The sequence below is a fragment of the Mycetocola spongiae genome (genome assembly GCF_020424085.1).
Taxonomy (GTDB): Bacteria; Actinomycetota; Actinomycetes; order Actinomycetales; family Microbacteriaceae; genus Mycetocola; species Mycetocola spongiae.
Map to the genome: position 1 here is coordinate 895,606 of NZ_CP080203.1, position 22,277 is coordinate 917,882.

22 protein-coding genes are annotated in these 22,277 nt (G+C 67.3%); 9 read left to right on the forward strand and 13 right to left on the reverse strand.

Going from position 1 to position 22,277, the window contains the following annotated elements; all coding sequences use genetic code 11:
• Positions 1-5 precede the first annotated feature (5 nt).
• Together KXZ72_RS04185 and KXZ72_RS04190 are read right to left on the reverse strand one after the other, a co-directional pair.
• Positions 6-608, reverse strand: coding sequence for a response regulator transcription factor (locus tag KXZ72_RS04185; protein WP_226082483.1), 603 nt, complete (start codon positions 606-608; stop codon positions 6-8).
• On the reverse strand, positions 605-1,873 hold the full coding sequence (locus KXZ72_RS04190; protein WP_226082484.1) for a sensor histidine kinase: 1,269 nt from the start codon (positions 1,871-1,873) through the stop codon (positions 605-607). The genes KXZ72_RS04185 and KXZ72_RS04190 overlap by 4 nt, the downstream gene beginning before the upstream one ends.
• 131 nt (positions 1,874-2,004) lie before the next feature.
• Between KXZ72_RS04190 and KXZ72_RS04195 the strand changes: the two genes are divergently transcribed.
• From KXZ72_RS04195 to KXZ72_RS04205, 3 genes are read left to right on the forward strand one after another with little or no spacing between them, the layout of a single operon-like run.
• Complete coding sequence (locus tag KXZ72_RS04195) at positions 2,005-3,078, forward strand: serine hydrolase domain-containing protein (protein ID WP_226082485.1); 1,074 nt, start codon at positions 2,005-2,007, stop codon at positions 3,076-3,078.
• A complete protein-coding gene (locus KXZ72_RS04200; RefSeq protein WP_226082486.1) occupies positions 3,078-3,434 on the forward strand; it encodes a hypothetical protein in 357 nt (118 codons plus the stop codon). Before KXZ72_RS04195 ends, KXZ72_RS04200 begins: the two co-directional genes overlap by 1 nt.
• Positions 3,435-3,457: 23 nt before the next feature.
• Positions 3,458-3,916, forward strand: coding sequence for a GNAT family N-acetyltransferase (locus KXZ72_RS04205; RefSeq protein WP_226082487.1), 459 nt, complete (start codon positions 3,458-3,460; stop codon positions 3,914-3,916).
• A 93-nt stretch (positions 3,917-4,009) separates the two neighbouring features.
• Here the strand turns inward: KXZ72_RS04205 and KXZ72_RS04210 are convergent, their stop codons facing one another.
• Both KXZ72_RS04210 and KXZ72_RS04215 read right to left on the reverse strand, forming a co-directional pair.
• Positions 4,010-5,011 (reverse strand): sugar phosphate isomerase/epimerase family protein, encoded by a 1,002-nt coding sequence (locus KXZ72_RS04210; protein WP_226082488.1) that lies wholly within the window; start codon positions 5,009-5,011, stop codon positions 4,010-4,012.
• A gap of 36 nt (positions 5,012-5,047) precedes the next feature.
• Entirely contained in the window at positions 5,048-6,163 is a 1,116-nt protein-coding gene (locus tag KXZ72_RS04215; RefSeq protein WP_226083428.1) for a Gfo/Idh/MocA family protein, read from the reverse strand.
• Between the two features lie 173 nt (positions 6,164-6,336).
• Here KXZ72_RS04215 and KXZ72_RS04220 point away from each other — a divergent pair, with 173 nt between their 5' ends.
• Positions 6,337-6,807 (forward strand): hypothetical protein, encoded by a 471-nt coding sequence (locus KXZ72_RS04220; RefSeq protein ID WP_226082489.1) that lies wholly within the window; start codon positions 6,337-6,339, stop codon positions 6,805-6,807.
• Here KXZ72_RS04220 and KXZ72_RS04225 read toward each other — a convergent pair.
• Positions 6,804-7,298 (reverse strand): Lrp/AsnC family transcriptional regulator, encoded by a 495-nt coding sequence (locus KXZ72_RS04225; RefSeq protein WP_226082490.1) that lies wholly within the window; start codon positions 7,296-7,298, stop codon positions 6,804-6,806. The two genes, KXZ72_RS04220 and KXZ72_RS04225, sit on opposite strands and share 4 nt — an antisense overlap.
• A gap of 62 nt (positions 7,299-7,360) precedes the next feature.
• Here KXZ72_RS04225 and KXZ72_RS04230 point away from each other — a divergent pair, with 62 nt between their 5' ends.
• Positions 7,361-8,104 (forward strand): AzlC family ABC transporter permease, encoded by a 744-nt coding sequence (locus KXZ72_RS04230; protein ID WP_226082491.1) that lies wholly within the window; start codon positions 7,361-7,363, stop codon positions 8,102-8,104.
• Positions 8,101-8,430, forward strand: coding sequence for a branched-chain amino acid transporter permease (locus KXZ72_RS04235; protein ID WP_226082492.1), 330 nt, complete (start codon positions 8,101-8,103; stop codon positions 8,428-8,430). Before KXZ72_RS04230 ends, KXZ72_RS04235 begins: the two co-directional genes overlap by 4 nt.
• Before the next feature lie 12 nt (positions 8,431-8,442).
• On the opposite strand, the gene KXZ72_RS04240 is transcribed toward KXZ72_RS04235, so the two are convergent.
• Complete coding sequence (locus tag KXZ72_RS04240) at positions 8,443-10,629, reverse strand: HelD family protein (RefSeq protein WP_226082493.1); 2,187 nt, start codon at positions 10,627-10,629, stop codon at positions 8,443-8,445.
• 69 nt (positions 10,630-10,698) lie between these two features.
• Positions 10,699-11,574: a phosphatase PAP2 family protein gene (locus tag KXZ72_RS04245; protein WP_226082494.1), complete on the reverse strand. Its 876-nt coding sequence runs from the start codon at positions 11,572-11,574 to the stop codon at positions 10,699-10,701.
• 265 nt (positions 11,575-11,839) lie between these two features.
• Here KXZ72_RS04245 and KXZ72_RS04250 point away from each other — a divergent pair, with 265 nt between their 5' ends.
• The 3 genes from KXZ72_RS04250 to KXZ72_RS04265 all read left to right on the forward strand — a co-directional run bounded on the left by KXZ72_RS04250 (position 11,840) and on the right by KXZ72_RS04265 (position 16,688).
• Positions 11,840-13,351, forward strand: coding sequence for a leucine-rich repeat domain-containing protein (locus KXZ72_RS04250; RefSeq protein WP_226082495.1), 1,512 nt, complete (start codon positions 11,840-11,842; stop codon positions 13,349-13,351).
• Positions 13,352-13,505: 154 nt separating this feature from the next.
• Complete coding sequence (locus KXZ72_RS04260) at positions 13,506-15,011, forward strand: leucine-rich repeat domain-containing protein (RefSeq protein WP_264159458.1); 1,506 nt, start codon at positions 13,506-13,508, stop codon at positions 15,009-15,011.
• 153 nt (positions 15,012-15,164) lie between these two features.
• On the forward strand, positions 15,165-16,688 hold the full coding sequence (locus KXZ72_RS04265; RefSeq protein ID WP_226082497.1) for a leucine-rich repeat domain-containing protein: 1,524 nt from the start codon (positions 15,165-15,167) through the stop codon (positions 16,686-16,688).
• A gap of 64 nt (positions 16,689-16,752) precedes the next feature.
• On the opposite strand, the gene KXZ72_RS04270 is transcribed toward KXZ72_RS04265, so the two are convergent.
• The 6 genes from KXZ72_RS04270 to KXZ72_RS04295 form a co-directional block, all read right to left on the reverse strand.
• Entirely contained in the window at positions 16,753-17,136 is a 384-nt protein-coding gene (locus KXZ72_RS04270) for an MmcQ/YjbR family DNA-binding protein (RefSeq protein WP_226082498.1), read from the reverse strand.
• A gap of 63 nt (positions 17,137-17,199) precedes the next feature.
• Positions 17,200-17,589: a hypothetical protein gene (locus KXZ72_RS04275; RefSeq protein WP_226082499.1), complete on the reverse strand. Its 390-nt coding sequence runs from the start codon at positions 17,587-17,589 to the stop codon at positions 17,200-17,202.
• A gap of 140 nt (positions 17,590-17,729) precedes the next feature.
• Positions 17,730-18,230: an HPP family protein gene (locus KXZ72_RS04280; protein ID WP_226082500.1), complete on the reverse strand. Its 501-nt coding sequence runs from the start codon at positions 18,228-18,230 to the stop codon at positions 17,730-17,732.
• Between the two features lie 66 nt (positions 18,231-18,296).
• Positions 18,297-19,079 (reverse strand): helix-turn-helix domain-containing protein, encoded by a 783-nt coding sequence (locus KXZ72_RS04285; protein ID WP_226082501.1) that lies wholly within the window; start codon positions 19,077-19,079, stop codon positions 18,297-18,299.
• A gap of 17 nt (positions 19,080-19,096) precedes the next feature.
• The gene (locus KXZ72_RS04290) at positions 19,097-20,095 is read right to left on the reverse strand and encodes an ABC transporter substrate-binding protein (RefSeq protein WP_226082502.1); all 999 of its coding nucleotides are present in this window, start codon (positions 20,093-20,095) and stop codon (positions 19,097-19,099) included.
• A 149-nt stretch (positions 20,096-20,244) separates the two neighbouring features.
• Entirely contained in the window at positions 20,245-22,113 is a 1,869-nt protein-coding gene (locus tag KXZ72_RS04295; RefSeq protein WP_226082503.1) for an FAD-binding monooxygenase, read from the reverse strand.
• Positions 22,114-22,277 lie beyond the last annotated feature (164 nt).

Consider the following 22,277-nt stretch of genomic DNA (forward strand, 5'->3'; position numbering starts at 1 on the left):
TCCGGCTAAATCCAGCCGCGCTCCCATGCGAGCGCCGCCGCGCTAATGCGCGAATCGGCGTGTAGCTTCATCATCGCGGAGGACGTGTGATTACGCACCGTGCCGTGCGCGAGGTTCAGCGATTTGGCCACCAGCTTGGTGGAGAGCCCCTCCCGGGTCAGCCTCAAAACATCGCGCTCGCGCGCGGTCAGCGGGCTCTCCGCCTCGGTCAGCGCGGCCGCGGCCAGGCTCGGATCGATATAGCGGTCTCCCCCGGCCACCGCGCGAATGATCTGCGCGAGCTCGGAGGCGGGCGTGGACTTCGGCACAAATCCGCTGATTCCCGCCCCCAGCGCGCGCTTCAGGGTGCCCGGGCGGGCGTGCCGCGTCACGAGCACCGCGCGCGTGGTGACCCGGCGCAGGATCTGTGTGGCGGCGTCCACGCCGTCCAGGCGCGGCATCTCCAGATCCAGGAGCACCACATCGGGGCGATGCTCCACCGCGGCGGCCACGGCGGCCTCACCATCGGCCACATCGGCCACCACCTGCAGATCGGGTTCCAGCCCCAGCAGCGCCACCAGCGCCCCGCGGATCAGCTCCTCGTCATCGGCAATCAGGATGCGGATCATCGGTTATGGGTCCTCTCGGCGGGTGCGGGGATGCGCACGGTCAGGGTGAAGGTGCCGCCCGCGCGCTCGGCGTGGACGCTTCCGTGGATCGCGGCGGCCCGCGCGGTGAGCCCGCGCAGCCCCGTGCCGCCCCCCGCGCGCGCGGAGGCGCCGTCGTTTTCCACGCTCAGCAGATAGGCCCGGCCGCCGTCCACGGCGTCCAGGGTGATCGCGGCGCGCGTGGCACGGGAATGGCGCAGCAGGTTGGTGGTGGCCTCGCGGATGGCCACGGCCAGCACGGTCCCGGCGGGCTCGGGGATATTTTCGGCCCCGATATTCAGCGTGCAGTTGATGCCGGCGGAGCGCAGGATCGACGCGGCATTGCGGGCCTCCACCGCGACGGTCACGGTGCGATAATTATTCACCACGGCGCGGGTATCCTCGAGCGCCTCCCGGCTGATCGTGCGGATCTGCCCGAGCTCGCGCGCCGCCGCCGCGGGGTCCGCGATCAGGAGCCGCTCAGCGAGCTCGCTCTTCAGCGCGATCACCTGCAGGTTATGACCCTGGATGTCGTGCAGGTCGGTGGCGAAGCGCAGGCGCTCGCGCGCGATCGCCAGCTCGGAGGCCAGCGCGCGGGCGCGATCCATGCGCGCAAGCACGTGCAGGCTCCACACCACCGAGACATAGGTGAGCGGGATCAGAATCAGCGAGAGCGCAAATACGATAAACGTGGGCTCCTCCGCGGTAAACGCGGCCCGGGTGGGGTCCTCGCCCGCGGCCAGCACGGCCGCGAGGCGCACCGCCGCGATCAGCAGCATCGCGCCCAGATAGATTCCCACGCGCCACCAGGCGGGCACCAGGCAGATCACGATTCCCGCGCCGGCGGCCGCGGTCATCGACCAGTTCCAGCCGGCGAACTCCCCGATATTGGCGAGGATCCACGTGGCCGCGGCGGAGGCCAGCAGGACCCAGAGCATCGCGGGCAGCGGTTCCGGCTCGTCCCGCAGCAGCCGCGGGATCAGCAGCGACATGCTGATCAGGCTCAGCACGCTCAGCAGCGTGAGCGCGATGATCCGGGCGTCCACGGGGGAATCCGTGGCGATCAGCAGCTGGGTGCCCACAAAACACAGGTTCACAAACCACAGGGTCGCCACGGTATAGCGGCGCACCCGGCCCAGGTCGCTGCGGCTGGTGCGCACCGATTCCGGTTCGGAGCCGCGCGCTTCGGGTGCGCTCGGCGCGATCCCGCTCGGTTCGGGGCCCCAGGTGTGCCCGGTATCTGTCATGCTGCCCAGCCTAGCGATAGTGACATCTGTCACGGTCGGCGACGCGAATCGACGCACCCGTGACACCGGTCACGGGTGGCCGTGACATCGCGACACTTCCCGGCCCGCCCGGCCCCGGCCAGGCTGGAACCATGACAGCATTTCCCCCTCCCCGTATCCTCGCCGCGATCCTCGCGCCCGCCGCCGTCCTGGCCCTCGGCATCGCGGCCATGCCCACTCCCCCGAGCTTTTCCACCTCGATCACCGGCGACCGCGCGCTTGGCGAATCGCTGCGCCCCGATTTTCTTGAGGCCGGCGCGCTGGACCGCGCGGCCGTGGCCGTGGTGGACGGCATAAACGTGACCTTCACCGGCTTTGGTGCCGAGAGCGATACCGAGTTTGAGATCGGATCAATCACCAAGGCGATGAACGCCCAGCTTTTCCAGGACGCAATCGACCGCGGGGAGGTCCGGCCCACCGACCGCCTGGAGGAGCTCCTGCCCGAGCTGCTGGGTACCCCGGCGGGCGGCGTGATCCTGCGCGATCTGGCCACCCATACCTCGGGCCTGCCCGGGCTACCCACGGACGCCGGCTCGATGCTCGGGGTGCTGCTCGATTCGCTGCGGCACCAAAATCCCTATCACGTGGATACCGCGGAAATGATCACCCTGGCCACCGCCGAAGAGCTGACCACCCCGGGGGAATACGTGTATTCCAACCTGGGGACCGCGCTGCTGGGCCAGGCCCTGGCCCGCACGGCCGGAATCGATTATGCCGACCTGATCCGGACCCGGCTCTTTGAGCCGCTGGGAATGGGCGATACCCGCGTCACCACGCTCCCGGGCGAGGAGGGCAAAAATGCCACGACCGGGTTCAGCGCCACGGGTGTGCACGAGAACGCCTGGGCCATCGGCGGCTATGTTCCGGCTGGGGGCGTGCGCTCAACCGCCGCGGATATGTCCAGCTATGTGGTGGCGCTGCTTGCGGGCACCGCACCGGGTATGGCGGCGCTGGACCCGGTTCCGGGCACGGAGGGCGGCCTGGCCTGGATGATCCTGGACACCGAAACGGACCAGACCCTGACCGTGCACAACGGCCAGACCGGCGGTTTCTCCTCGTTTCTGATGCTCGACCGCGAGGCCGGTCGCGGCGTGATCACCCTGAGCAATACCGCCGCGCAGCACCCCGCCGTGGCCTATAACATCCTCACCGGAACGGAAAAATAATGACTGTCCTGAATCTGATTCTTGCGGGCCTCCCGGCCGTATTTTCCGCGCTCTTCCTGCTCCGGGCCTGGCGCCAGGGCCGGTTTAGCCTGCGCGACCGGGTGGGTGCACTCGCCGAGCTACTCGGTGTCGCGGCCGTATTTGCGGCCGGCGCGCTGCTCGTGGACTGGTCGCGGGCCCCCGTGCTGCTGTGGATCCTCGCGGTGGCCTTCCTCGCGACCGCCGTGCTCGCCCTGGTGCTGCGCTGGGCGAATCTGCCGTGGCTGCGAGCCCGCCGGCGCACCGTGCCTCGGCTGATCCGCCTCGGCCTGGGCGCGGTGGCGGCGCTGGGACTGATCGGTTTTGCCGCGCTCTAGCCGGCCACTGCTAGGATTTTGGGGTGAATTCCCCGCCGATCCGCATCGTACTGAACCCCGATCCCGCGCGCCATCCCGAGTTGGTACCCCTCTGGCGCGCGGCCGTGGAGGCCACCCATGCGTTCCTGACCCCGGCGGATATCGCCGGCTATGAGGGGCGGCTGCTGCGGGATTATTTCCCGCAGGTGACCCTCGCGGTGGCGCAGCGCGGGGAGCAGATCCTGGGCTTTTCCGGAACCCACGCGGGAAACCTGGAGATGCTTTTTATCGATCCGGCCTGGCACGGGCGGGGCGTGGGCAGCGCGCTGCTCGCCGAGGCCCGGGGCCGCTTCCCGGCCCTGACCGTGGACGTGAACGAGGAGAATCCCGCGGCCGTGGGGTTTTATCTCGCGCGCGGATTTATCCGCATCGGGCGCTCGGCCACCGACGGAGAGGGACGCCCCTTTCCGCTGCTGCACCTGGCGACCGCGCTACCCGAATAATTCCTCTACCGCCTCGCTGCGGGCGGCACGGCGCTGAATATCCCCGCACCGTGCCGCCCGCGCCCGGGTCCCCCACCCGGGCGCTCCCCCGGTTTAGCGCGCGCTGAACGCGGCGTCGAAGGCGGCCTCGGGGGCCGCAAAGGCATTGCGTCGAATGAACTCAAGCGCCTCGGGCGCGCCGAGGAGCCGATCCATCCCGGCGTCCTCCCACTCCACCGAGATCGGGCCCGCATAGCCGATGCTGTTCAGCGCGCGGAAGCTCGCCTCCCACGGCACGTCCCCGCGGCCCGTGGAGATGAAGTCCCAGCCGCGGCGCGGATCCGCCCAGGCCAGGTGCGAGCCGAGCCGCCCGTTGCGGCCATTGCCCACGTTGAGCTTCACGTCCTTGCAGTCCACGTGGTAGATCCGCTCGGCAAATTCCACGATAAAACCCACCGGGTCCAGTTCCTGCCAGATGAAATGGCTCGGGTCCCAGTTCAGCCCAAAGGCCTCGCGATGCCCGATGGCCTCCAGCGTGCGCACCGTGGTCCAATAGTCATATGCGATCTCGCTCGGGTGTACCTCGTGTGCAAAGCGCACCCCCACCTCGTCAAAAACATCGAGGATCGGATTCCAGCGGTCCGCAAAATCGGTATAGCCGGCGTCCACCAGCTCCTGCGATACCGGCGGGAACATCGCCACATATTTCCAGATACTGGAGCCGGTGAAGCCCACCACGGTTTTTACGCCGAGCCTCGCGGCCAGGCGCGCGGTATCCTTCATCGCCTCCGCGGCGCGGCGGCGCACCCCCTCGGGCTCGCCATCGCCCCAGACCGCATCGCTCAGCACATCGCGGTGGCGGGAATCGATCGGGTCATCACATACGGCCTGCCCGGTGAGATGATTCGAGATCGCATACACGTCGAGATTATATTTTTTGAGGATCGCCAGCCGGTCGGCGATATATGCGTCGTCATCCCAACGACTGCTATCCAGGTGGTCGCCCCAGCAGGCTATCTCCAGCCCGTCATAGCCCCAACCGGAGGCCAGGCGGGCCACCTCCTCAAAGGGAAGATCGGCCCACTGGCCGGTGAACAGGGTGATCGGTCGCGTCATGACGCTGCCTTCCTCGCTATCGTGATGGTGATGGGTTTAAACCGTGGTCCAGGCGCTGCCGTTATCGGCGCTCTCCTCCACCGCCGTCAGCACGCGCTGCACGCGCAGGCCCTCGGCAAAGCTGGGCGCGGGGTTCTCGCCCGCGCGAATGGCCAGCACCAGGTCCCGGGCCTGATGGGAAAAGCCGTGCTCATAGCCCAGCAGGTGTCCCGCGGGCCACCAGGCCTCCAGATAGGGATGCCCCGGATCGGTCACCATGATCCGTTTAAACCCCTGCTCGGTGGCCGGTTCGGTGGAGTCGTAGAGGCCCAGCTCGTTGAGGGATTCCAGGTCAAAGCTGAGCGCCCCGCGCGAGCCGGCAATCTCGATCCGCAGCGAGTTTTTGCGTCCGGTGGCAAAGCGGGTGGCCTCAAAGGAGCCCAGATAGCCCGGGCCAAAGCGCGCGGTAAACAGCGCCAGGTCGTCCACCGTGACCGGACCGTAGTGGCTGCCGCCCGCGGTCAGCGGCCGCTCGGGCACGATGGTCTGCAGGGTTCCGGAGACCCCCTCGATCTGATCCCCGGTGATGTACTGGGCGAGGTCAATCGCATGCGCCCCGATATCGCCGAGCGCCCCCGAGCCGGCGTGCTCGCGCTGCAACCGCCAGGCCAGCGGATCGCTCTCCTCGGTGAGCCAGTCCTGAAGATAGGAGGCACGCACCTGGCGCACGGTGCCGATGCGTCCTGCCCGCACCAGCTCGCGGGCGAGGGCCACCGCGGGCACCCGGCGATAGGTGAAGCCCACCATCGAGCGCACGCCCGCGGCCTCGGCCCGCTCCGCGGCGCGGGTCATCTCGGCGGCCTCGGCCACGGTATTGGCCAGGGGTTTTTCACACAGCACGTGTTTTCCGGCGGCGAGTGCCGCGAGGGCGATCTCGGCGTGGGAGTCGCCCGGGGTCACGATATCCACGATGTCGATATCCTCGCGGGCGATCGCGGCGCGCCAGTCCACGCCGCTCTCGGCCCAGCCCCATTGTTCGGCCGCGGCGGCGGTTTTTTCGGGATCGCGGCCCACCAGGAGGGCCATCTCCACGGGTCCGTTTAGGTCAAAAAAGCTCGGGGCAACCCGCCAGCCCTGGGAGTGCGCGGCCCCCATAAATCCGGCGCCGATCATGGCTACCCGCAGCGCGGGTGAGGAGTTCAACACGGTGTTCCCTTCGGCACATCCACTTTGATGTTTCATGCAACATATCAGTGATCGGGGGCGTTTGGCGAGGGAAATCTTTTGTTTATGGCCGGGCCCTAGGCTAGACACAGGCCGATCCGATCCGAGGGGGACCCCGCGCCATGGATTTTTTTCCCGTATTCTCCACGCCGGGACTATTGCTGGCGCTCGCGATCCTCGCACCCTCGCTGCTCCTGCTGCGCTTCCCCCCGGTCGAGAGCCTGGACCGCGTCATGCGCGCGAGCCCCGTGGCCGAGGGCATCGAGCGCTCGGGGCAGATGGGCTGCCTCATACTCCTTTCGCTATCCGGCGCAACCGCGGGCACCCGCCCGGCCTGGCTCATCCTCGCCGTCCTGCTGGTGGCCGGCTATTGGGCGCTCTGGCTGCGCTATCTGCGCGGCGGGCGCACACTGGCACTGCTTTTTGGCCCGCTCGGCGCGGTCCCGATCCCGCTGGCCCTGACCCCGATTGCCGCGTTCGCGGCCGCCTCGGCCTGGTCGGGCTCGATCCTCCTGCTGGGCGCCACGGTGGTGCTCGCGGCCGGCCATATCCCGGTGAGCATCACCGCGTGGCGCAGCGTGCGTGACGCCTAGACCGGGCCGGTCAGGGAGCGCGATTCACCCTCGGGCGCGATCTCGGTAAAGAGCTTCATGGTGAGATGCGAGTCGATACGCACCACGGGCGCGAGCGAGGAGAGCTTTGCGGTCAGGAAGCCCTCATAGGCATCCGAGTCCACCACGGCCACGCGAATATAATAATCCGGCCGGCCAAACATGCGCCGCACCTCCACCACCTCGTCCATGCCGATGACGTCCTGCTCAAATTTTTCCATCGTGGCGCGGTCATTCACCCCGATATCCACGGAGACCACCACCTCAAAACCGCGGCCCATCGCGGCATAATCCACCTGCGCGCCATAGCCCGAGATGATCCCGGCCTCCTCGAGGCGGCGCACGCGACGCAGGCACGGGGGCGGGGTGAGCCCCACCCGGCGGGCCAGATCCACATTGGACATCCGGCCGTCATGGGCCAGAAGTTCTAAAATTTCACGATCTATCGCGTCGAGGGTAAGTTTATTGCTCATGACGACCATATTACGCATAATTTAGGTACAAAATAAGGGCAATTTTTCCCTAATATTGCTAGGTGTCTATCGAACCGACCACGGTCCCTATCCCCGTCCTTGCCACCCGGCCCCGCGCGAGCGCCGCGCGGCTGGCCTTTTTGGATAGCGCGGGGGCCGGCGGGGCCCTCTTCCCGCTTGGGCTCGCCTTCGGAATGCTGATGACACACGCCGGATTTGACTGGTGGTGGGCCACCGCATTTACCGCGTTTATCTATGCCGGCTCCCTGGAGTTTCTGCTGGTGGGGCTCGTGGCCGCGGCCGCACCGCTCTCGCAGATCGCGCTCACCTCGTTCCTGGTGAATCTGCGCCACGTGTTTTATGCCCTGTCCTTTCCGCTGCACCGGGTGCGCCCAGGCTGGGGCCGGGCCTATTCCACGTTTGCCCTGACCGATGAGGCCTATGCGATCACCACGGCGCGCCCGGAGGAAAACTGGACCCACGCCCGGATCCTGTTTTTGCAGCTGTTCTGCCAGGCCTATTGGGTGATCGGCGGCACGCTGGGCGCGCTCGCGGGCGGCGCGCTCGGGCTGGAACTGCCGGGGCTAGACTTCACCCTGACCGCGCTGTTTATTGTGCTCGCGATCGAGGCATTCCGCGCCAAGCGCGATATCCCCACCCCCGTGATCGCCCTCCTCGCCGCGGTGATCGCCCTGCTGATCTCCGCCGAGAATATGCTCCCCATCGCGATGGCGCTGCTCACCGCGGGCCTGCTCGCGCGCTATGGCCTGCTGTGTCGCCGCGCCCGCGCGGGGGTACGGGCATGAGCAACCCGGGCTATATCCTCGCCTCGCTGCTGATCTCGGGAGGCATCACCTGGGCGCTGCGGGCGCTGCCGTTTACCGTGATCGGCACGCTGCGGCGCAGCCCCGCGGTGCTTTTTCTCTCCGAGCATCTGCCGGTCGGGATCATGGTGATCCTCGTGATGTACTGCCTGCGCGGGGTGGACCTGACCTCCGCGCCGGACGTACTGCCCACGCTGATCGCGCTGAACGTCACGATCGGACTGCAGCTCTGGCGCGGCAATGCCCTGCTCAGTATTTTTGTGGGCACGGGCGTGAATGTGGCGCTGCTGTCCACCGCCTTTGCCTGATCCGGGCCGGCGCTAGAGCCCCGGCAGCCAGGACAGCCCGGCGACCCGATCCTCCGGGACCACCACGTGCAGCCGCTGCGTGGGCCGGGTGAGGGCCACATAGAGCCGGGCCCAATCGGCGGGCCCGGGGTCCACCGGCGGGTCCAGCACCACGATCACGGTATCAAATTCCAGGCCCTTGCTGGCATCCCCGTCCCCCACCCAAACGCCCCCCAGCGCGGGTAGATGGGCGCCGATCAGCGCCACCGTGCCGGGATTGCCCGCGGCGGCCACGCGCGCAAGCTCGCGCGCCGCGGCGGGCAGGTCCGCGCGCGGCACCCGGTGAATCTTGGGGGCATGCGCACCCTCGCGAATCGAGACCGCCGCGGGCTCCCCCGGCGCGAAGCGCGCCAGCAGCGCCGAGGCGAGCTCCATGATCGTGCCGGGCGTGCGATAGTTCACGCTCAGCGTGCGCATCTCCCAGGTCTTCAGCGCGGGGGCCAGCAGGCCCTCCCAGCTGAAGCCCGCGGCGGAGGCCGTATATTGATGCGCATCGCCCACCAGCGTCATCGAGCGCGTGGGGCAGCGCCGCAGCAGCGCGCGCAGCAGCAGCGGGCTGATCTCCTGGGCCTCGTCCACGATCACATGACCGTAGACCCATTCCCGATCGGCGGCCGCCCGCTCGGCGGGGCTGCGATCATCGGTCTCGGCCTGCCGGTCCACCATCGCCTGCACGCCGAGGAAGGACCCGCCGCCGCCCTCCTCCGCGGTGGTATCGGAGAGCATATCCAGCACGCCGTGGGCATATTCCATCTCGCGCTGGCGGGCGCGCCGGGCGCGGGCCCGGGCCGCGGCCGCGGGGCGCGGATCGGTGCCCAGCAGCTCGGAGAGCTCATCGATCAGCACGATATCGGCGGGGGTCAGCTCGGCGTCCCGCCCCCGGAGCAGGCGTGCGCGCTCCTCCTCCCCCAGCCCGGGCATCAGCTCGGCGAGGGCGCGCTCATCCGAGAGCAGATCGCGCAGCACGGCCTCGGGCTCCAGCAGGGGCCAGAGCCGGGCAAATTCGGCACGCACCGCGGGATCGGCGGCCCATTCCCGGCGACGCTCGGCGGCATCCCCGAGGAACTCAACCACCTCGGCGAGGGCACGATTCTCCTGCCGAATGATCTCGGCCAGATATGCGGTTTCAAAGCGCGGCCGGGCGGCATTATGCCCCAGGCCCAGCTTCCGGATGCGGGTGCGCACGCGGCCAAGAACCGCGGGGGTCACCCGCAGGGTGCCGCTGCCCGAGGTGGAGATCACGGAGGGTTCCGCGGCGGGCACCTGCAGGCGCGCAATATAGTCGCTCAGCACCCGCGCCATCTCCAGCGAGCCCTTAATCGCGGCGATCCCCTCGGGGTCCACGCCCGTGGCCTCATATCCGGGCATAAGCGTTCCCGGGGTCATCAGCACCGCGCTATCCTCGCCCAGCGAGGGCAACACCTGGCCAATATAGTCGAGGAAGGTTGGGGTGGGGCCGAGGATCAACACCACGCTTTTTTCCAGGCGTTCGCGGTGCTCATAGAGCAGATACGCGGCGCGGTGCAGGGCCACGGCGGTTTTTCCGGTGCCCGGGCCGCCCTGTACCACGAGGGTGCCCGGGAGGGGTGCGCGGATGATCGCGTCCTGTTCGCGCTGAATCGTGCCGACAATATCGCCCATATGGGCGCTGCGGGGCTGTTCCAGTGCCGCCATCAGCGCGGTATCGGGGCCGCTGGCGGCCCCCTCCAGATCCTCCAGGATCAGGGGTTCATCATAGACCGCGGTGACCGTGCTGCCCGTGGAGCTTATCCGGCGACGGGCGCGGATGCCATCGCGGTGCAGCGGCGTCGCGGTATAAAACGCGCGCGAGACCGGGGCGCGCCAGTCCACAAGCAGGCGCGCGCCACCCTCGGGATCGGCCAGGCCGATCCGCCCGATCCGAAACCACTCCCCCTCCTCGGTCTGGATCGCGCCAAAGAGCAGGCCAAAGCGGGCTGCGCGCAGGCGCGCGAGGCGGCCGCCGTGATGCGCGATGCGGTCATCGCGCTCGGTCAGATCGGTGGTCGGGGAGGCCAGCAGATCGGAGATCCGGCCGGACTCCTCGCGTTCGAGGCGGTCGATTACCGCGCGCAGCCGATCCAGGTGCGCCTGCTCGGCAATGATCGGATCCGGGCCGGCGGATAGGGGATTTTCAGCCATGATTATTCCTGCCTCCCGCCGAATGAAACGGCATATCCACGCGGCGAATTCCCGGCGCGGGCCAATCAACTAGCGTAGTTGGCCGGGGGCCCCACGGGTATTCCGCCGGGCCTGGGCGCGGCGCACGGGCAGGCCACAGACGATCGCGGTGGCCACCAGCGCGCCGGCCACCCCGGCGACCTCCCCGGAGAGCAGCAGGGGCTCGCCCACCGACTCGATGATCCGCACACCAACCAGCGCAATCACCGCGGCAAGAATCGCCCCGATCAGGCCCAGCATTCCCAGCGCCAGCCGCACGCGCCTGAGCGCGTGCACCCCGGGGCCCGCGGCGCGCGGGGACCCGCCGGGGCGCAGCGCACAGCCGAGCGCGAGGAAGCCGCAGGCCAGCGCGATCCCGCCGATCACATCGCTGGGTCGGTGCCAGCCGAAGGCCAGCAATTGCCAGCTCACCACCGAGAGCAGGATGACGCCGGGGATCGCGAGGATCCAGCGCGCGGTGGCGGGCACCACGATCAGGAGCCCAAACACCAGGGCCGCGACCACCGAGGCATGCCCACTCGGAAAGGAATTGGACTGGTTAACGGCATGAAAATCGGGCCGTTCCAGGAGCCAGTTTTTTAACAGCTGACTGGAGAGAATGGTCGCCCCGATTCCCAGGCCCACCTGCACGGCGGCGCGCCAGGATCCGCGGAGCAGCGCGAGGATCGCGATGACCACGCCGCTGCCGAGGATCGAGGCGATCGAGACCCAGCCCAGGGGGGCGGGAACATCGGAGAGAAACTCGCTTGCACCCAGCAGCGAGTTCTCGGCCCGCTGACCCGCCGCGCTCTGCACACCCAGCAGATAGGCCGCGATAAAAACGATGACCGCGGCGCAAAACACACTCCAGGAGTAGATGCGCCCGCGGCGCACCGCATCGGCGCTCTCCGGCGTGTACTGCGACATGATCCTCCGCTTCGCGGGTGGCGGGAGCGCGGGGCCCCGGGCGGGCCGGGCGCCCACACCCCGACCGAGCGGCCGGGCAACGACCCTTAACTGTACGGCACGCGGATGCATAACCCGAGCCATCCGCGCGACACCCGGGCGTGCATAATCCGTCAAAACGGGGGTTTTCTGGCATCCCCGGATGGCCGCGCTTGACCCCGGCACCGCGGGCGCGGCAGGATAGAAATGCCCCCCAAAAAGGGGACCCTATCCCCCAAAGGAACCCGTGAAACTCCCCCTCCTGGCGCTGAGCGCCGCGACCCTCGCCTCCACCCTTACCCTCGGAACCACCCCCGCGCTAGCTTCGGTCCCTACCCCGGGAACCACCCCCGCGCCAGCCGCCAGCCCCGCCGCGATATCCTGGCGCGCGGCGGACCCGGCGGCGGAGGTCGCCGTGCCCGATGCCGCCCTGACCGAGGCGCTGCGCGAACAACTCGGGCTCCCGGCGGATGCCCCGATCACCCGCGCCGACCTGGAACGTCTGACCTATTTTTGGACCGTAGACGCACCCATCGCCGATCTGACCGGGCTGGAGGCCGCCATCAACCTGCGCGATCTGGCCCTGTCCGGCGCACGCCTCCACGATCTCTCCCCCCTCGCCAACCTGACCCGGCTGGAGACCCTCGCGGTGAACGGCAATGCCGTGACCGATCTGCGCCCACTCGCCCACCTGACCGGCCTGCGCTCGCTCGATCTGCGCCATAACACCCTCGGCGATCTCTCTCCCCTGTCCGGGCTCACCGCGCTTGAGGAGCTCAACGTCTCCTGGAATAGGGTCGAGGACCTCACCCCGCTGGCGGGCCTGCCCCGGCTGCGCCTGCTGCTGGCCGTGCAGAACCGACTCACCGGCGTGGCACCCCTGGCCGGCATGGCCTCCCTCCAGGCCCTGGCCCTCTCCGGCAATGCCATCTCCGATTTTGCCGTCCTCGGCGATCTCACCGGAAAGATTACGCTCCTCGGCGGCCAGGATATTTCGGCCGAGCCGGTATATGTGCCCCGCGAGGCCACCCGTTTCCGCACCACGACCCTGCCGGATAGCCTGCACGCCCGCCTGCCCCGCGCCGGCGAGCACGAGGTGCGCAGCATCGGCTATGACTGGGACACGCAGACCCTGCTGGACACCCCCACCCGGGACTGGACCCTCACCCCCGGGCAGACCACCCTCGACATCGGCTTCATCACCGCGGTGGATGGCGTCGCTAATACCGATCCGGTACCCGAGGACCTGGAGAACCCCGCCAATGGCGAGGCGCTGACCGAGGCCAAGGGCATAATTACCCGCCCGATCATCCGCTCCGAAATCACGTCCGCGGCCCCGGCCCCGGCCGCCGTCGGAACCGCCTATCGGCATGTTTTTCGCACCACGGAGGGCTTCCCGGCCGCCTCCTGGACGCTGGATGCCACGATTCCCGGCCTGCACCTGGACGCCGATGGGGTACTCTCCGGAACCCCCACCGGGGCGGGCAGCCACCACGTCACGGTGAGCGCCGCGGATTCCCACGGCAATACCCTCACCCAGGCGCTCACGCTGGAGGTGACCGCCGCCGCGCTCCCCACGCCGCCGCCCCCGGCCTCGGGCGGCGAGGAAACCGGCGCGAACGAGTCCGCCGCCCCCACGCCTCCCGGCGGGCTCGCCCGCACCGGCGCGACGGGAATCGCCGCCGGAGCCGCCGCGGCGCTTGCGCTGCTGCTGGCCGGCCTCGCCACGCTGCGCCGCCCGCTGCGCGGCCGCCGCTAGACCCGGGGCTTCCCGCGCGGATCATCACCCAGATCCTGGCCCCATCCCGGGGGCTTCACTTTTCCGCGTCCGTGCGGAACACTGGACCCACAAAAATATCAAAAATTACGGCCCCTCCGCACGGGGAGCCACAAAACACAGCACTAAGGACACCGTGAAACTCAGGCTCCCCCTCTCCGCCCTGGCCGTGGGCACGCTCGCCTCGGGCCTCGCCCTCGCCGCAGTCCCCGCCACCGCGGCCCCCGCACCGGCCCCCGCCCAGGCCACCGCCTTTGGCACCGTGTTTCGCGCGGCCGATGCGCCGCTCATTCCCGACCCCGCGTTGCAGGCAGCAATTCGTTTTGCCCTCGATCTGTCCGACTCGGAACCCATAACCCAGGAACACCTGGATCGGCTCGACTTCCTGATGAGCACCGAGGAGCCCATCACCGATCTGACCGGGATCACGGGTGCGGCCAACCTCACCTATATTTCGATCGAAAACGCGCAGATCACCGATCTGAGCCCGCTACTCGGTCTCGATAAGCTCGAGGATATTACCCTTGCGCACAGCGTGAAAGCCGACCTATCGCCGCTGAGCGAGTTGCCCAAGCTCCGTTTTCTTAATCTGCGCGATAACGACCTGAGCGATATTGGGGCTCTTGCCAATATGCCGGCAATGGAAGTGCTGAATATTTCGGGAAATAAAATCGAGGATATTTCCGTACTCGCCTCGATCCCCACCCTCGCCTCACTTGAGGCCATGGAAAACAGAATCAGCGACGTCTCGGCACTAAACGGGCACCCGACCCTGAATAACCTCGTCCTTGCGCTGAATAAAATCGCCGATTTTTCCGCCCTCGGTAGCATGGACGGCAAGGAGTTTGTACTCGGAGGCCAGGAGGTTTCCGGGCCACCCGCCTACGTTCCCCGCGATGCCCAGACATATTTGACCCAGACACTACCCGATACCCTGCGGCCACGCGAGGCCTTCACCTGGGAAATGGACGTGCACGTTGTGGGATACGACTGGGATTCCGCCACGCTGCACGAGGCCCCGACCCGGAGCTGGGCGGTGAGTGAATCGGATACCGTGCTGCGCGGGGGATTTGTCACCGATAGGGACGGTCTTATCAATACCGAGCCAATTCCAGGAAGCCTCGCGGAGATCACCGATCCCAGCATGCTCTCCGACCTGATCGAGACGAAGGGCACCGTTACCCGGCCGATCATCTGGTCCGAGGTTACTTCTAAGAATCCCGCCGAGGCCCCCGTGGACGTGGCATATAACCATGACTTCACCGTGACCGAGGGTTTCCCCGCCACCAACTGGCAGCTAGACTCCGCAATTCCGGGACTCACGCTGGGCGCCGACGGCGTGTTCTCCGGCACCCCGACCGAGGCCGGCTCCTTTGAACGCACGATCAGCATCCGCGATAGCTACGGCAATACCATCAACCACCGCTTCACCCTGGTCGTTACCGCGGGTGCCACCACGCCTCCCTCGCCAACCCCGCCCGGCGGAGGGACCGGCACCGCCACTCCGCCCCCCGGCGGCGGAAACGGCGGAACCCTGCCCGATACGGGTAGCGATCTGCCGCTCGCGGTCGGAGCCGCCGCGCTTGCGCTGCTGCTGGCCGGCCTCGCCACGCTGCGCCGCCCGCTGCGCGGCCGCCGCTAGACCCGGGGCTTCCCGCGCGGATCATCACCCAGATCCTGGCCCCATGCCGGGGGCTTCACTTTTCCGCGCCCATGCGGGACACTGGACCCAGAAAAATATCAAAATTACGGCCCCTCCGCACGGGGAGCCACAAAACACAGCACTAAGGACACCGTGAAACTCAGGCTTCCCTTCTCCGCCCTGGCCGTGGGCACGCTCGCCTCGGGCCTCGCCCTCGCCGCAGTCCCCGCCACCGCGGCCCCCGCACCGGCCGCGGCCACCGCCACCGCCACCGCCTTTGGCACCGTTTTTCGCGCGGCCGATGCGCCGCTCATTCCCGATCCCGCGCTTGAGGACGCGATCCGGGAATCCCTGAATATCGGGCCCACGGTACCGCTCACCCAGGAACACCTGGACAACCTGACCTATCTGCAGAGCTCAACCTCCCAGATCACCAGCCTCGCCGGGCTGGAGAACGCAAAAAACCTCACCAATATCGCCATCGGCAACGGGGATATTTCCGATGTCAGCCCCATCGCGAGCCTCGAGAAGCTCGAGCACCTCTCTCTTCCCAGCAGCGTGCACGCCGATCTCAGCGTGCTCCGCGGGCTTCCCGCGCTGTGGTATCTCAATATCGCCGATAATAAGCTCACCGATATCTCCGATCTGGCGGATTTCCCCGCACTATTGGACCTGGATATCCATCAGAACCAGATCAGCGATATCTCCACCCTCGCCACGATCCCCACGCTGGAGACCCTGATCGCCGCGGATAACCGGATCGATGATGTATCCGCGCTGGCCGGGAGCGCAAACCTTACGGAATTGATTCTGGTTTTTAACCGGATCGCCGATTTCTCGGTTCTTGATGTGCGCACCTCCTCCAGCACGGATACCTTCCTCGGGGCACAGACCATCGACGCGGGCCCCGTTTATGTTCCGCGGGGAGCGTCCTCCTATATCGGCGAGAACCTACCCGATTCCCTGAAGCCGCGCGTGCCCGGGCCCACCGAGACCAGCGTGACCCTCGTGGGCTATGACTGGGACTCCGAGACCCTCCTGACCGAGCCCACCCGCACGTGGGCGATCACCCCCGACCTGCAGGAGCTCGCCGGCGGTTTTGTCACGGATGTTGACGGCGAGATTTATACCAGCCCCATTCCCGCGAGCCTCGCCGAGATCACCTCCCCCGAGCAGGCCGAGGCGGTGCAGGAGATGAACGGCTTTGTGAAGCGCGCAATCGTCTGGTCGGAGATCACCTCCACCGCTCCCGCCGCCGGCACCGTGGGTACCGCCCTGAGCCACGGCTTCACCACCACCGAGGGCTTCCCGACCAGCGCCTGGGAGCTCAACGAGCCGATCCCCGGCCTGAGCCTCTCCGCCGCGGGAGTCCTGAGCGGCACCCCCACCGAGGCCGGCTCGTTTAGCCGCACCCTGAGCGCCCGGGACAGCCTGGGCAATACCATCACCCAGGAGTTCACCCTGGTCATTGCCGCGGAAGCCATCACCACCCCGTCGCCCACCCCGACCGGGGGCGAGACCGGCACCTCCACGCCGAGCCCCAGCCTCGGCTCCGGCAACGCCGGTGGGGCCCTGCCCGGCACCGGTAGCGATGCCCCCCTCGCGGTGGGTATCGGCGCACTCGCGCTGCTGCTGGCCGGCCTGGCCACGCGAATCCTGAGCCGCCGCCGCGCCTAAACACCGCACGCACCCGCGGGGTGTGGGAGATGCCTCAGGCAGCCTTCCCACACCCCGCGGCGCGTTAACCGCCGAGCGCCGCGAGCCTGATTTTTTCGGCGCGGGCCAGGCCCGCCGCGACCAGCCGATAGGACTCGTCGATGAGGTTTTCCAGGAGCTCATCGGGCACCGTGCCATCCAGGTGCACCGAGATCCAGTGGGTCTTATTCATGTGATAGCCCGGGGTGATCGCCGGATAGTCCCGGCATAAAAACTGGTTGCGGATCGGATCGCCCTTGAGGTTGAGCCGCAACGGAATATGCTCCTCCGAGAGCAGCGCAAACATCTTGCCGAGGACCTTATATACGCGCGCACCGGGCATAAACGGATAGCTGGCCTCGCTGCCCGGGCGCGAGAGCAGATCGGCATCCCAGCGCTCATAGAGCGCCAGCTCGATATCCTCGACCATGGTCCCGTCCTCCGCGCGCGGTGTCTCCGGCGCTCCCGCCCAGCCTAGCGGGCGGCACGGACGCTACGTGCGCAGCGAGTGATCGGGCTCCTCGGTCACGGTATAGCCGCCGCGATGATATTCGGTGACCACCAGGTCCAGGGTGCGCTCAAATTGTCGGTGTGGTGCCACCGCGGCGCGCTTCACATCAAAATAGACCACGCAGGATTCCGCGGCCACCGCACGCACGGTGACCTCGAGGGTGAGCAGCCTTCCGCGATGGCCGCCGGGCAGGATCGAACCGAGGACACCATCCTGGCGGGCCTCCAGCCTTCCCTCGGGGCCCGCATGCACCTGAAAATGCTGGTGTTTAAGCGCCGCGGCGGTGAGGTTAAGAATGGCCTCCGCGGGGCCGTTTACGGCCAGGCGCGCATCGGGGAGCCACCAGATTTCGGAGCGGCCCTCGTCCCTCATGCGCGGGGACAATGATCACCCCGGAACAGTTCATCGCACATTGCCATCTCTCCACCGTCAATCTTGAATTGACACCGAAAATAACATGTGTCCCCCATATGGGGGAAATGCTGGCGGCGGATAAACGGCCCACTGGCGCATTAGGGTTGCGCCGATTCCCCCTCCTGGGCGCCCCTGATCGGGTATTCCACGCCGATGATGCGGAAATAAATCGAGGCCAAAACCACGATACCCAGCGCCCCGATCCCGATCGGCACAACGGCCTCGGTCCAGGTGGCGGCGGTGGTCATCACGATGATCGCATTGGCCCCGGCCGGCGGATGGGTGACCCGCAGCAGCGTCATCACGATCACGGATATCCCCACGGCCAGGCTGATGCTCCACCATGCGGTGGGCAGCACCAGCGCCGTGACCAGGCCGCTGAGGGTGCAGATCAGCTGGCCACCCACCACATTGGCGGGCTGGGCCAGCGGGCTCGAGGGCAAAATAAATACCAGCGCGCAGGAGCTACCGAGCGAGGCAATCAGGAGGGGAAGCGCGGTATTTTCGCCCCACCAGGCGATCACCGCGACCACAAAAAAGGTTCCCAATCCGGCCAGGAGAATGGCCTTCAGCGGCATTTTTTCCTGATTTCGGCGCATAAATCTGCGCATAATGATCCTCTCACTCGGGGGTTGACGCCCGCCCGAGCGGAGCACATAACGATCCTACTCTGACTCGGGTATCCGGGAGAAGGAGGGAAAATATGCGGCCGGCGTCTGGCCCGTGGTGCGCCGAAATACGTCGATAAAGGCGCTGCGATTGGAATAGCCCAGGCCGCGCGCGACCGCGGATACCGGCACGCCGGCCGAGAGGTCAATCAGGGCCGAGCGGATGCGCACCAGGATGCGCCACTGGGTGAGGCTAAACCCGGTCTCCCGAATGAATCCGCGGGAGAGCGTGCGGGCACTCATGCGCAGCTCATGCGCCCAGGCCTCGGCCGTGCGATCATCGGCCGGATTGGCCAGGATCTCCTCGGCCACGCGGCGCAGTGCACGATCGGAGGGGAGGCGGATGCGCAGCGAGGCCGTTTCCACGGGCACCAGCAGGTCCACGGTGAGCGCCTGCAGGCGCAGGCGGCGCTCCTCGGGCATCGCCTCGCGCTTATTCAGCAGCATCAGCTCGCGCACAGCGCCCGTGAGGGTGATGCCGGTGACCGCGTCCCAGGCCACGCGGGAGCGCCCGGCATGAAAATAGGTGATGGAGAGATGGGAGCCGCCCGCGGCGGTCATCCGGTGCGGCATGCCCGCGGGCACCCAGATTCCCAGCCCGGGGGCCACCACCCAGAACCGGCCATCCGCCTCCACCGTGACCGTGCCACCCTCGGACCAGATCAGGCAGTGCTCCAGGTGGGTATGCATCGGCCAGGAGCCGGCGTCGGCGCCGCGCAGGATCCAGGTGGACATGATCCACGGATCCTCCACCTCGCGCGCGGGCGCCTCCGCCGTCATAGTGTTGCCGATTCTTTCTAAGATTTTGCCTGGAGGGGCTTCAGTACGGATTCCTCGGCGGCATCCAGCCACCTCAGGGCACTCGAATAATCGGTCACGGTGCTGTACACCCAGTACACATTATCGGCCTGCGCGGCGGGCAGCATTTTAAACAGCGGCTCGTTGATCACCGCGGTGATGCGTTCATGCAGCGTGCCATCGGCCTGCGCGGGGGCCACGATCACATCGGCCCGGCCCAGCACGGTATCGGTATGCTCCGCGGAGATATAGTCAAAACCCTTGCCATTGGACTCGGGAACCCCGGGGGCGAGGGTGGCCCCCAGATCGTTAAACCAGAGGGCACCCACGACCCCCGTGGGGAAGAGGATCGTGAAGGCGTCCTCCTCGCTCCCCTCGGAGACCGCGGCCCAGTTTTTCTCGGTGAGCTCGCGGGCATAGGTGGTTTTCACCTCGTCCAGGCGGGTCTGATACTGCGCGGCGAGGGCATCAAATTCGCTTGCGCGGTTCACGGCATCGGCGACCCCCTTGCCGATCACCTGCCAGTCGCCGCGGTATTCGGCGGAATAGATCGCGGTGGGGGCGATATCGGAGAGGCGCTTATAGGTGTCCTCGTCGATCTCCACGGAATCGCCCACGATCAGATCGGGATCGGCCTTCACGATGGATTCAAAGTTCAGCTCAAAAAACGACCCGATGGTGGGCATGCCCTCCACAAAGGAGGTGTCCTCGGCGGTGAACTGGCCCTCATAGGCGCTATAGTCCTGGGCGGCCACGGCGCTCACGCCCACCGAGCGCAGCTGCCATACGGTGTCATAGGATACGGCCACCACGCGCAGCGGTTTTTCGGGGACCTCAACCTGGCCAAAATGGGTATCCACGGTGCGGGTGGCCACGCGCTCTCCCCCGGGCTCGGCGGAGAATGTGGTGGCGCAGCCGCCCAGTCCAAGCGCGGCGGCGGCCAGCAGGGCCACGGCGCCGAGGCGGAGGGAACGGAATGATTTAGGGGGGTGACTCATGGCGGGGAGGGGAACTTTCGCTTAGTTTTCTAAGGCAAGGTTTGCCTTACCTCCTCCATGCTAGGGCTGTCCACTTCACCCAGGTGGACAGGATGGTGCGGTTTTTGGACGCGGCGGGAGGCACCGCGGCCCGCCTCCCGCCGCCCGGCCTAGCGCGCGTTCAGATTGCCCGCAAAAAACTCGGCCAGCCCGGTGGTGGACTCAAGCGGCAATACATGTGCCACGTATTGATCCGGGCGCACCACCACCACGGCACCCTCCGCGGCGATCGAGCGCGCGGAGAAGATATCCTCGCCTGCCTCCCCCGCGGCAAAAACCTTCTCATAGTCGATCAGGCCAAGCGGCCCGCTGCGCGGCAGAAATACCGGCGGCACCGCCCCCAGGTCCACGGCGGTATGCGCGCCCGGATAGATGATCTTCACGTCAAAAAGCGCGTCCAGGTCCTCGCCCTCGGCGGCATAAACCCGCAGGGGTGAGCGCTCATCCGTGAGTGCCCACGCGGCCCAGTCCTCCGCGGCCCGCCCGGCGCGATCGGCAAAAACGTAGATGCGCCAGCGGCCATCGGCGAGATGCAGGTGGCCAAGATGCACGGGATTGGCATCGGCCACGCGGATGACGGGGGCGGATTTAAAGCGTTTGCCGATCGGGAAGCCCGCGGCGAGCCCCTGATGGGTGGCCTCGCCGGTGAGGATCGACGGCGGATACTGGGTCATAAATCCCGCGGGGAACTCGGCGGTGCGCACATAAAAATCCTCAAGCTCGGTGGGATCGGCGAGGTCCTCGGGGCGGGTGGCCATCAGGGTGGACCACTCGCGGTCGAAGTCGATCAGGTTTTTGGCGATCACCTGGCGCTCGGCGGAATAGGTGGCCAGCAGCGCCTCCGGCCCGCGCCCGCTCAGCACATGTCCCAGCTTCCAGCCGAGGTTAAAGCCGTCCTGCATCGAGACATTCATGCCCTGGCCCGCCTTGGCGCTATGGGTATGGCAGGCGTCCCCGGTGATAAAAACGCGCGGCGAGCGGGTGCCGATCAGCTCGGTGGGCACATCATCGAAGCGGTCGGTGAGGCGGTGGCCCACCTCATAGACGCTGTGCCAGGCGATGTTTTTTACGTCGAGCGCATAGGGCGCGAGGATGCGGTTGGCGCGGTCGATGATCTCCTCGATGCCCGTGGCGCGCACGGCCCCGTGATCACCCTCGGGGACCTCGCCCAGGTCCACATACATCCGGAAAAGATGCCCACCCTCGCGCGGGATCAGCAGAATATTGCCGCCGTCCTCGGATTGGATCGCGCACTTGGTGCGGATATCGGGGAAATCGGTCACGGCGAGGGCGTCCATCACGCCCCAGGCGTGCGCGGCCTGGTCCCCGGCCAGGGTGCAGCCGATCGCGGCGCGCACGCCGCTGCGGGCCCCATCCGCGCCGATCACGTATTTGGCGCGCACGCTGCGCGGGTTTCCGGCGGCATCCGCGAGCGTGATACTCACGGGATATTCGCCCGAATCCGCGATCTCGAGTCCACGAAACTCCAGGCCATAATCGGGTGTCATCCGGGTGGGGGAATTGGCCATGACCTCGGCAAAATAGTCCAGGACCCGGGCCTGGTTAACAATCAGGTGCGGGAATTCGCTGATCCCGGTGGGGTCGTCCACGGCGCGGGCCGCGCGGTGGATGCGGGAGGGATCGGCGGGGTCGGGCTTCCAGAAGGCCATCTCGGTGATGCGATAGGCCTCCTCGGTGATGCGCCCGGCGAAGCCAAATGCCTGAAAGGTTTCCACGCTGCGGGCCTGGATTCCATCGGCCTGACCGATTTCCAGGCGGCCCTCGCGGCGCTCGATGATGCGGGTATTAATCTCGGGGAATTGCGCGAGCTGGGCCGCGGCGAGCATTCCGGCGGGGCCGGAACCAATAATCAGGACGTCCACCTCCGCGGGCAGTTCGGCGGGGCGATCCAGCCCCGTGCCGGCCGCATCGCGCAGCAGCGGATTGCCGGAAACATAACCGTGGTGGTGAAATTGCACGCTGGATTCTCCTCACATCATTGTGAATGCGGGGGCCACCATGGACGCCGCATGTTCGATAGTTGAACGTAGTGTTCCCCTATCGCACACTTAGCATAGGCATAGTCCCGGGGTTACACAAGGCACCCCGGGCCGGGACAACCCCCAGATTCGCCCCGGCCCAC